This window comes from Allobacillus salarius, assembly GCF_007559425.1.
In the GTDB taxonomy this organism is placed as follows: domain Bacteria; phylum Bacillota; class Bacilli; order Bacillales; family Alkalibacillaceae; genus Allobacillus; species Allobacillus salarius.
Genome location: NZ_VMHE01000007.1, coordinates 88,458 through 98,107, shown reverse-complemented (window position 1 = coordinate 98,107; position 9,650 = coordinate 88,458). Strand labels below are relative to the sequence as shown.

The 9,650-nt window shown below is 39.5% G+C and carries 9 protein-coding genes; 6 read left to right on the top strand and 3 right to left on the bottom strand.

The features are described from left to right. Positions 1-278: 278 nt before the first annotated feature. The gene (locus FPQ13_RS06110) at positions 279-1,532 is read right to left on the bottom strand and encodes a GNAT family N-acetyltransferase (RefSeq protein ID WP_186279567.1); all 1,254 of its coding nucleotides are present in this window, start codon (positions 1,530-1,532) and stop codon (positions 279-281) included. Positions 1,533-1,740: 208 nt separating this feature from the next. Here FPQ13_RS06110 and FPQ13_RS06105 point away from each other — a divergent pair, with 208 nt between their 5' ends. Genes FPQ13_RS06105 through FPQ13_RS06095 form a run of 3 tightly spaced genes read left to right on the top strand, consistent with a single transcriptional unit; the run spans position 1,741 to position 3,744 of the window. After that, the gene (locus tag FPQ13_RS06105) at positions 1,741-3,039 is read left to right on the top strand and encodes an HD domain-containing protein (protein ID WP_144088449.1); all 1,299 of its coding nucleotides are present in this window, start codon (positions 1,741-1,743) and stop codon (positions 3,037-3,039) included. A 12-nt stretch (positions 3,040-3,051) separates the two neighbouring features. Then, complete coding sequence (locus FPQ13_RS06100) at positions 3,052-3,552, top strand: YwgA family protein (RefSeq protein ID WP_144088442.1); 501 nt, start codon at positions 3,052-3,054, stop codon at positions 3,550-3,552. Between the two features lie 12 nt (positions 3,553-3,564). Next, positions 3,565-3,744, top strand: coding sequence for a hypothetical protein (locus FPQ13_RS06095; RefSeq protein ID WP_144088441.1), 180 nt, complete (start codon positions 3,565-3,567; stop codon positions 3,742-3,744). A gap of 68 nt (positions 3,745-3,812) precedes the next feature. On the opposite strand, the gene FPQ13_RS06090 is transcribed toward FPQ13_RS06095, so the two are convergent. Next, positions 3,813-4,118 carry a TIGR04104 family putative zinc finger protein gene (locus FPQ13_RS06090; protein ID WP_144088440.1) on the bottom strand — a complete coding sequence of 102 codons (306 nt, stop codon included), beginning with the start codon at positions 4,116-4,118 and terminating at the stop codon, positions 3,813-3,815. A 292-nt stretch (positions 4,119-4,410) separates the two neighbouring features. On the opposite strand from FPQ13_RS06090, the gene FPQ13_RS06085 reads away from it, so the two are divergent. Further along, on the top strand, positions 4,411-5,847 hold the full coding sequence (locus FPQ13_RS06085; protein ID WP_144088439.1) for a hypothetical protein: 1,437 nt from the start codon (positions 4,411-4,413) through the stop codon (positions 5,845-5,847). A 42-nt stretch (positions 5,848-5,889) separates the two neighbouring features. Here FPQ13_RS06085 and htpX read toward each other — a convergent pair whose 3' ends face one another. Then, on the bottom strand, positions 5,890-6,786 hold the full coding sequence (gene htpX / locus FPQ13_RS06080; protein ID WP_144088438.1) for a protease HtpX: 897 nt from the start codon (positions 6,784-6,786) through the stop codon (positions 5,890-5,892). A 158-nt stretch (positions 6,787-6,944) separates the two neighbouring features. Between htpX and FPQ13_RS13720 the strand changes: the two genes are divergently transcribed. Both FPQ13_RS13720 and FPQ13_RS06070 read left to right on the top strand, forming a co-directional pair. Next, complete coding sequence (locus FPQ13_RS13720; RefSeq protein WP_246065383.1) at positions 6,945-8,228, top strand: alpha/beta hydrolase; 1,284 nt, start codon at positions 6,945-6,947, stop codon at positions 8,226-8,228. Positions 8,229-8,636: 408 nt separating this feature from the next. Beyond that, on the top strand, positions 8,637-9,506 hold the full coding sequence (locus FPQ13_RS06070) for a YusW family protein (protein WP_144088437.1): 870 nt from the start codon (positions 8,637-8,639) through the stop codon (positions 9,504-9,506). Positions 9,507-9,650 lie beyond the last annotated feature (144 nt).

Below are 9,650 nucleotides of genomic sequence, written 5' to 3'. Positions count from 1 at the left end.
ACTGCTGAAGTTTGGGCTGATACTGCTGAAGTTAGTGTTGATACTGCTGAAGTTCGAGCCGTGACTGCTGAAGTTTGCACTGGGACTGCTGAAGTTCGCACTGAGACTGCTGAAGTTTGCACTGAGACTGCTGAAGATAGCACAGTGACTACTGGATTTTTGCTTTAACTGTTGAATCCCGCTCCAACCATTCCACCTTTCGAAGCTTCCCCTTGGATAAAAATTGTGACCCACCCAATTAGTATACTGCCAAAGTGGGTGGGTCCATTAAAACAATCTTAAAAATTCGTCAAACAGATTGGTTTCTCTTTCGTATGGAAAAGATCAGTCAGCTTTTCGACATAGGACGGATCATCTAACGAAATTTTTCCATATAAGTGGAGTTTATCAAAATCAACAACGCCCATAACTAGACTGGAGAAATCCGCGATGTCGATTGTCACATTCACATCGGGTTTGGCACCTTGGATAACAGTAGGTTTTCCTGCATTAAATTTCACAGTGACCTCGCTTTCGTTCGTTTCATAAAAAGAATCCCGAATATCAAAGTTCACCGTCAAGTTCGATTGTCCAAATCGGTGCTCGCTTAAATTCATGAAAAATCGTTTTACATTAATGACACGGTACATCAATCCGACGCCTGAAATATTTGTCTGATGGTATACGAAAGGAATTTTGTTATCAGAGCCGTCTCGCGGATCCGTCAGTAAGTGGTGAAATGCTTCATCTTGCGTTTGGAAAAATATCCGGTGTACTTGGTCTTTTTGCGAATGCAAAAAGGTACATAATTGTCGTAAATCATCATCATCCGTGTAAACAAATTCGTGAACCATGATGTTATTAGATAACGTATTATTTGCGTCTTCACGCTTCATGAAAGAGAAGACGACATAGCCAGTCAAATGACCATCTTTTTCAATACCTACATATTTGAAATTAGGCTTTTGAATCATCCATTCGTATTGCTCAGCTACTTTTTTCATGGCACCATGATGTTGTGCAGCGAACCGGTTATAGCAATCAACGAGCAGATCTAAATCTTTTTCCTGTAAATAGACGAGGTCGCCTTTATAGCCAAAATTCGGGAATGCATGCGGCGCAATTTGATATTGATCCATTTTCGTACCATAACCGAAGCCCATTTGATGATAAAAGTCAGGGCGAAATGCGTAAAGCACGCCAAATGTGTATCCAGCATCATCATAATGTTTTAAATAATACTCAACCATGGATTTAGCGATTCGTTCTTTTTTATGCAAAAGGTCAACAGCGACAGAGCTTAACCCGCCTGTTTTTAAAAAACGGCCGAAAACATTCATTTCATAATCGTATAATTGCATCGAACCGATCAGTTTGTCGGCTTGCATGACTCCATAATATTTACGGTCGTCGCGAGCTAAATTCTTTTTTGTCTTTTCAATAATCTCATCTAATTTTTCTTTCGATTCCGTGGCATTGGCTGTATATGCTTGCTGACCAAGTGTTACTAAATCTACAGCATGGTCAGCGTTCAATCGTTTTACTTCGTGCATATGTAGCTCCTCCTTCAGCATTGAAGACTTCATTTCTTTTATTATCGTACATTGTTTTCTGAAAAATAAAAAGTGCTTAAAAGCATACCTGCAAAGACTTTGACTGTGAAATAATTACCCGGTACGTTGTCAAGGTGTTTTTTTCCTGTTGAAAAAACGCTATAATATAGAAAATGATTGGACGAATAGAAGAGAAAGGTCGGGAAAAATGCCATATCGTGATGAGCAACTTACGGAAGAAAAAGTATTTAAAGACCCTGTCCATCGCTATATTCATGTGAGGGATCGAGTTATATGGGATTTAGTGGGCACCGCGGAATTTCAACGGTTGCGTCGTGTTAAGCAGCTCGGCACCACCAATTTGACGTTCCATGGCGCTGAACATAGTCGTTTTAACCATTCGTTGGGCGTCTATGAGATTGTCCGCCGTATTCTTGAAAATTTTCGGGACCAACCCGAATGGGATCCAAGCGAGCGGTTAGTTTGCTTATGTGCGGCTTTGCTTCATGATTTGGGTCACGGCCCTTTTTCGCATTCGTTCGAAAAGGTATTTGATTTAGATCATGAGGAGTTCACGCGTGCAATAATCCTCGGCGATACCGAGGTGAATGCCGTTTTGCGTAGGGTGGACGAAGGTTTCCCTCAAGATGTCGCGGATGTCATTAATAAAACGTATGCAAATAAGCTAGTCGTCAGTTTAATTTCAAGCCAAATCGATGCCGACCGAATGGATTACTTACAACGTGATGCGTATTTCACGGGCGTTAGTTACGGTTATTTTGATATGGAACGGATTTTACGTGTGATGCGTCCACTAGAAGATCAGTTAGTGATTAAGGAAAGTGGCATGCATGCAGTGGAAGATTATATTATGAGCCGCTATCAAATGTATTGGCAAGTGTATTTCCACCCTGTAACGCGAAGTGCAGAAGTGATTTTGACAAAAATTTTGCACCGCGCAATGCATCTGTATCATAGTGAGAAATACCAATTTTCATTAAAACCACTCCACTTTGAAAGTTTCTTTAATAAAGAGATATCAGTGGAGGATTATTTGAAGTTAGATGAAAATATCGTTTATTATTACTTCCAGATTTGGCAAGAAGAAGAGGATGAAATTTTAGCGAATCTCTGTCGCCGTTTTGTCAATCGAGATTTGTTTAAATATATTGAGTTCGACCCAGGAAATAGATATCGCGAATTAATTGAATTAAAGGAAGCTTTTGCAGAGGCGGGCATCGACCCGACGTACTACTTAGAAGTCGATTCCTCATCTGATTTACCGTATGATTTTTACCGACCTGGTGAGGAAGAAGAACGCCTTCCGATCCATTTACTATTTCCGAATGGAGAATTGAAAGAGCTATCGAGACTATCTGATATTGTAGAGGCGATTTCGGGTAAGAAAAGAACAGACCATAAGTTGTATTTTCCAAAAGATTTAATCGAACAACTTCCCGAAGAATCACAAGCAAAGAAACGAATCTTAGAAATTTTAAGAGGATAGGAGTCGAGTAGAATGTTAGAGGACCACGCCAAACTGTTAGCATTTTTTGAGCAAGCGAAGGAAGTTGTCGGACGGAAACGCCTGCAAAAAATGATTTATATTTTAAAGAAAAACGGTATTGATTTTTCAGAACGATATTCTTTTCATTTCTATGGTCCATACTCCGAGGAGTTGTCCACACGTATTGAAGAGCTATCGAATCTAGGTTTTATCCAAGAGAATAAGGAGAAAGAAAAGGGGTACCATCAATATAGATATCAATTAACGGATGAAGGGGTTTCTTTTTTGGATCAAACGAAACCGAAGCTACCAAACATTTCCGCGCTCGTCGAGGAAATGAATGCAAACTCGTCTCGTTTTCTCGAACTTGTTTCCACGATGCTTTACTTTGATAACTTTTCAAAGAGTGAAGTAGAAGAAAAAGTACTGACCGTGAAAAGTAAACAAAACTTTACAGAAGATGAGTTCCGCGAGGCTTGGACCTTTATCGAACGAATCAAACAACCGCATTAAGGAGACGAACCGATGTTTTCACTTATGCTGATTACTTTTGTATTTATACTTGTCGCGCTTGTTCTATCGACTTGGTATTCGATTGTGAAAATCAAGAGAAACTCAGGAAGTATAGGTCCGTGGATTGCTTTAATTGTGTTGATTGCAGTTATTTCAGTCGTCATATATTTAGGGATTAAGTATTTAAAATAATTGAGAAGTAGCGAATCGCTTGATGCGGTTCGCTTTTTTTATACAAAGTAAAAAACGGCTATTGAGTGTTAGAATAATGGTTCTTCTTCGTTTGATAAGCCCAAGAGATAAGGTGATATGAAAAAGAAGATTAGAATCATCATTACACTATAGCTAATGATGATCGTCAACGGGATTGATAAACCAAATAGGATAGGCAGTAAAATATAAGGCCCCATGCCTACGAAGTTCGTTTTCCATAGAGAATCTTTCGATTGATATTGTGCTTTACCACAATAAGGACAAGTCAATTGTCGTTTGAATCGTAGAAATTGGATAAAAGTCATCTTCCACGTCCATTGGTTATTGCAATTTTGGCAAGTAGGTAATGACATTAGATCCACTCCTAAAATTTTCTACTTTTAGCATATCAAAAAATAAATTTTGAATCTATAGAAAGTTATTAACAGTTCGGCGTGTTTATCGACAGTCAGCGTGAGCTTATCAACAGTTACGAGCAATTTATCGACAGTCAGCGAGCGCTTATCAACAGTTACGAGCGTTTTATCGACAGTCAGCGCGCGCTTATCAACAGTCCGCCCATGCTTATCAACAATTAGAACCACTTTATCAACAGTCACCCATGCCTACGTATATGCATATGATGCTCAAAAAGGGGGCGTCATCATGGAATTAACCTTAGCTCATGGGATGTATGCTTTCGTAACGCTCGTTGTCATTGTCACAATGGTGATGAGGCGTGGCGTTGTATTGCCTACATTAATTGGAACGTTTATTGTTGCGTGGATGATGACAGGAAATTTGGTTACTGGTTTTACGTCTGTCTTCAATGCCAATCTAACGGCAGCGACTGAACTATTCAATATATTTTTGATTATTACGTTTATGGTGGCATTGTTATATGCATTAAAAGATCTTGGTGCTGACCAGGAAATGATTAAGCCGATTCAAAAAATTATGGTGAATGGACATTTGGCTTTCTTTGTCTTGGTAGTTGTCACCTATGTGATTTCATTGTTCTTTTGGCCGACTCCAGCAGTTCCACTTATTTGTGCTTTATTGTTACCTGCAGCAGTTAAGGCTGGATTGCCGGTTATTGGAGGCGCTATGGCGATTGCGATTGCCGGACAGGGGATGGCCTTGTCATCTGATTACGTTATTCAAATTGCGCCGACCATCAGTGCAACGGCGGGCAATTTAGAAACTGCAGTCATCGCTGATAAAGCTTTAGTTCTCTCGTTAATTGCAGGCGTCATTGCAATTGGCATTGCGTATTTGATGATTTATAAAAAAATCAATAAGCCAGAAAATCCGCTCAATGAAAAGGAGCTGAAGAAGCTTCCTGGTCAATCAGGAGAAGAAATCACCACACGGAAATTACAGACAAAAAACTTATCTTTATGGAGAAAGTTTTTTGCCTTTGCCGTACCGATTTCGATGCTCCTCGTCATGCTCTTTATGGTCTATACGAAAGTGAATAGCGGGGGAGCAAGTGAATTGGTCGGAGGCGATGGAGCTGCCTTTATCGGCGGGGTTGCTGTCTTGCTGTTAGCCGCCGCTTCTGTAGCCTATGGAAAAGGGAAAGCATTCGATCATATCAGTGAGCATATCACAAACGGTTTCGTGTTTGCTTTCAAAGCAATGGGTCCAGTCATCCCGATTGCCGGCTTCTTTTTCCTCGGAAGTAATGAGTTTTCCGGCAGTATTCTTTCATTAGGAGAGGAAGCCACAGCTCCTGCGTTATTATTCGATTTAGTCGAAGCGGGTCAAAACATTATCCCAGAAAGTGCGTTTCTAACAGCATTTGGGATTTTAATTATCGGCATCATTACAGGCCTAGATGGTTCAGGATTTTCAGGTCTGCCTTTGACCGGTGCGTTGTCAGGTGCGCTCAACACAAATGGCATAGATCCAGAAACCCTAGCAGCAATCGGACAGCTCGGTTCAATTTGGACGGGTGGCGGAACGATTGTCGCATGGTCCTCACTTGTCGCAATTGCCGGCTTCAGTGGAATTTCGGTTATGGAGTTGGTGAGGAAAAACTTCCTCCCAGTCATAATTGGTTTAATTGTGATGACGGTTGTCGCCGTACTCATTTGGTAAAGAAATCAAAAAAATCCCGCCAAACGTGTGGCGGGATGTTGCTTATTTTGCACGTAGACGAGCAATACGTTCATCCAAATCTGGGTGAGAAGAAAAGAGTGAAGCAAGTCCACTTTTTCCGTTGATTTTTAATGTTTGGATGGCTGCATCATCGTGACGGTCATCAGCAGCTACTTGATTTTTCAACGATTCAAGTGCATGAATCATCTTATCTTTTCCTGCTAGATCGGCACCACCTCGGTCTGCATGGTATTCTCTATAACGCGAGAAAGCCATGACGACGATACTTCCGAGGATGGAGAAAAGAATTTGGAAAATAATAATCGCAGCAAATCGTACGACATAAGCCATTTCTTCACGGACGAATCTTGAAACGATAATCGCCGCAACACGTGACAAAAACACGACAAATGTGTTTACGACACCTTGTAAAAGTGTCATCGTAACCATGTCGCCATTGCTTACGTGAGCCATCTCGTGCGCTAAAACACCTTCGACAGCATCTTCATCCATCGATTGTAAAAGTCCACTGGATACAGCAATTAATGAACGTTTTTTCGTTGGTCCTGTCGCAAATGCGTTCACTTCGCGTGATTGGTAAATCCCGACTTCTGGCATATGCATTAAGCCAGCAGCACGAGCTAAGCGATGAACTCTTTCGACGAGTTGACGTTCCGCGGTTGATAAATTGTCACTCGGGTCAAGCACTTTTACACCCATCATTTTTTTCGCCATAAATCGTGACATGGCAAGTGAAATGAAGGAGCCGGTAAAACCGACAACTAAACTAAAAATTCCTAATGTGAGATAACTGATTTCACCTTGAGCGTTCGTGATGCCACCGATATCAAAAAAGGACGTAATAATCGACCAGATAATGACGATGGTCGTCAATACGAGTATGTTCGTCAGTAAAAACATTAATATTCTTCTACCCAAAATTGTTCCCCCTATGTCTTTTCATTACATATCTTGCTACTATTATAACATGTAAGCAATGATTTCAACCGTTTTGATGCAAATATTCTATGAAGATACTTATTATTTGAAACGCAATGATTCTTTCCTTCGTATAACTAGTGAAAGGAGTACATAACATGAATAAATATATTTTCTTAGCGCTATTGCTCACTGTATGCGTCGGTTGTTCAAACAATGAATCTTCAAACGAAATGCCAGAAATTACAGGAAATTGGTACGGAGCAATTGAAACACCGAATGCTCCACTACCGATTGAGATTACTTTTGCCAAGGACGAAAAATTAACAGGAACGATCAATATTCCCGCGCAAAATATTCAAGATTTCAATTTGTCCAATTTGGATTATCAAGACGATGAACTCTCTTTTGATATGAACATTCCAGGACAGGTTATTCGATTCAAGTCAAAGGAAGTTAACGAGGAATTGATTGAAGGTGAATTTCATCAGCAAGGTGCGACGTTTCCATTTTATTTAGAACGATCAGACGATAACGATTCATCAGTCGAAGACACTACGAGTGAAACGGTAACCGTTGAAACAAATCAAGGGAAATTATCCGGTGAATTAATGCTTCCCGAGGAAGAGACGGATACTGTAGCATTAATCATTCCAGGCTCAGGTCCAACCGATCGAAATGGCAATTCAGTTGCAGGAACGAACAACAGTTTAAAAATGCTTGCGGAATTGCTTCGGGAAGAGAATATTGCGAGCTTACGTTACGATAAACGGGGTGCTGGACTCAATCAAGAGGCAATTATTAATGAAGAGGATCTTTTTTTCGACGATTTCATTGATGACGCGGTCTTTTGGTTGGAAAAATTACGAGCAGATGACCGCTTTGAGCGTCTCATTGTCATCGGTCACAGCCAAGGTTCATTGGTCGGAATGACAGCTGCTCAACAAGTGGAAGTCGATGCTTTGGTTTCATTAGCTGGTGCTGGAAGACCACTCAATCAAGTGCTACAAGAACAACTCTCTGCTCAGCTTGATGGCGAACTGCTAGCAGAAGCTAAACAAATCATTGAACAGCTTGAGAACGGTCATCAAGTCGATGATGTCAGCCAGCCACTTCAAAGCACTTTTCGTAAAAGTGTCCAACCATTTTTAATCTCTTGGATGGACTACAACCCGACGACTGAAATCAGCCAGTTGAATATTCCAGTATTGATTATCAACGGAACGACTGACCTTCAAGTGTCTGTAGAGGATGCCAAGATGCTTCATTCAAAAGCGCACAATTCGGAACTAAAGATTATTGAAGGTATGAATCATGTATTGAAATCAGCTCCTGAGGAACGAAGCGAAAATCTGAAGACGTATAATCAACCGAATTTACCTCTTGCAGATGAATTGAAAGAATCCATTAAAGTATTTTTAGGAAAATTAGATGGCAATTAAGTGCCGAAACACAATTGGAAACGTTCATAGCTGTAAAAAAATATTAAATAGGAGAAATAAATTATGGTATTAAAATCACTTCTAGCCTCAATAATCGCAGGGGCAATATACACATTTATTATGGGAATATTTTTTAAGAAAAAAGGATTAGACGCTTCGAGAAAATATATCAGTGGCACAGTATTTACAGTTTGTATTTTTGTTGTTTTTTTACTATTGGAAGTCTTTTAGTATTTATATCTCATTAAAACAAATAATAGACGAAGAGGTTACGATAATCTCTTCGTTTTTTTATTTAAGAATCGAATTTAACTGGAAATTTAATTTTGTATTACTTTTATCTTTTTCCAAGATTAAACAAGACATTAAGCGGGAAAATAAGAACAGAAAGAAAGGGGCTGAACATCAATGAAAAAAATATATTTTGCTCTAATGACGATTTTAATTACAAGCTTATTAGTCGCGTGTGGATCTAACGATGGACAGAAGTCAGACGATTCCTCAGGAGAATCTGCTGATGCTCAAACGGAAAATACCGAAAATGGGAATGAAAGTACTGAAGACGCCGAAACAGAAGAATCAACGACAGGACAAAATAATGATGATGGGGCAAATGGTAGTGTTTCAGCGCAACAATCAGAGAGTGATATTGTCGAATATGAGTTGCAAATTGATTTAATTAACGAAGAAGAGTTCGACTACTCTTATGATTCACAAGATGATGAGTATAAGATTGAAATAGGAAATGGAAATTCACAAGATATTACTGGTGAACAGGCAAAAACAGATTTGGAAGAATTACGTCCATTCGCACATATTGACCCGGACAAACCATTAAACGAAATGATGGAAGCGACGTTAAGTCGTCTCAATATCGACCTAGCCAACTTATCGGATTATGATTTGGAAACAACGTATAAACAAGGTCCTCAGTACAGTATTGAACACCAAAAATCGAAGGGACCAGGAAATGGTGAAATCCTTGATTTTAATCTCTCGGTCACTCAAAACAACAATGATGAATGGGAATATGATTATGAACGAAGCGGTAAAGCTGTGATCGAACAGCCAAACGGTGATGTAACGGAAGGTGCCCACGAAGAAATTGAAAAAATGCTTGAAAAAGTCAATATTTCTTCTGAACAAAGCTTTGATGAAATAAAGACAAGTGTACTTGAACAATTAGAAATTAGCGAAAATGACATTCAAGAATTCGAATTGGAGGTCAAGTACGATAATAAAGAAGAAATTAAATTAGGTTATGAATTAGACGACTAATGTTAAAGTTAATCCCAGTGTCCGTGACATTGGGATTTTTATCGTTGTTTAAACGTTGTAAAAAACGCACGAGGTGGTTTAAGTTTAATTATGATTGCCGATATGAGATAATAAATAATAGAATTTTGTCAATATTTCATGTTC

What these genes read in the sequence shown, in the direction of transcription:
- FPQ13_RS06090 (WP_144088440.1), bottom strand. Translation starts at nt 4,118, where the DNA reads ATGTCATTACCTACTTGCCAAAATTGCAATAACCAATGGACGTGGAAG.
- FPQ13_RS06110 (WP_186279567.1), bottom strand. Translation starts at nt 1,532, where the DNA reads ATGCACGAAGTAAAACGATTGAACGCTGACCATGCTGTAGATTTAGTA.
- FPQ13_RS06095 (WP_144088441.1), top strand. Translation starts at nt 3,565, where the DNA reads ATGTTTTCACTTATGCTGATTACTTTTGTATTTATACTTGTCGCGCTT.
- FPQ13_RS13720 (WP_246065383.1), top strand. Translation starts at nt 6,945, where the DNA reads ATGAATAAATATATTTTCTTAGCGCTATTGCTCACTGTATGCGTCGGT.
- FPQ13_RS06100 (WP_144088442.1), top strand. Translation starts at nt 3,052, where the DNA reads ATGTTAGAGGACCACGCCAAACTGTTAGCATTTTTTGAGCAAGCGAAG.
- FPQ13_RS06105 (WP_144088449.1), top strand. Translation starts at nt 1,741, where the DNA reads ATGCCATATCGTGATGAGCAACTTACGGAAGAAAAAGTATTTAAAGAC.
- FPQ13_RS06070 (WP_144088437.1), top strand. Translation starts at nt 8,637, where the DNA reads ATGAAAAAAATATATTTTGCTCTAATGACGATTTTAATTACAAGCTTA.
- FPQ13_RS06085 (WP_144088439.1), top strand. Translation starts at nt 4,411, where the DNA reads ATGGAATTAACCTTAGCTCATGGGATGTATGCTTTCGTAACGCTCGTT.